1 protein-coding gene is annotated in these 395 nt (G+C 41.5%); it reads left to right on the plus strand.

What is annotated here, in order from left to right; all coding sequences use genetic code 11:
- On the plus strand, positions 1-395 hold a 395-nt coding region (locus H4O21_RS28335), incomplete at both ends, for a 3,4-dihydroxy-2-butanone-4-phosphate synthase (RefSeq protein ID WP_182812528.1).

Genomic DNA, 395 nt, shown 5'->3' on the forward strand with positions numbered 1-395 from the left:
CTGCTGCCGAAAAAGTGACTCCAGAAATGATAAACTTCATGGCTACCCATGGAAGAGGTTTAATTTGTGCACCACTTACGGAAAATAGATGTAAGGATCTTGAGTTAAACATGATGGTAAATAATAATACCGACCCTATGGAAACTGCATTTACCGTATCTGTGGATTTAAGGGGAAATGGCGTTACCACAGGAATTTCTGCAAGTGACAGGGCAAAAACAGTAAAGGCCCTTATAGATAACGAAACACGACCTTTTGAACTGGCAAGACCGGGACATATTTTTCCACTAGTTGCTAAAGAAGGTGGTGTTTTACGACGAACCGGACACACAGAGGCCGCTATCGATTTTGCAAGATTAGCAGGTTTAGAACCTGCTGGAGTAATTGTTGAAATT

The organism is Oceanospirillum sediminis, from assembly GCF_014164585.1.
In the GTDB taxonomy this organism is placed as follows: domain Bacteria; phylum Pseudomonadota; class Gammaproteobacteria; order Pseudomonadales; family Halomonadaceae; genus Oceanospirillum; species Oceanospirillum sediminis.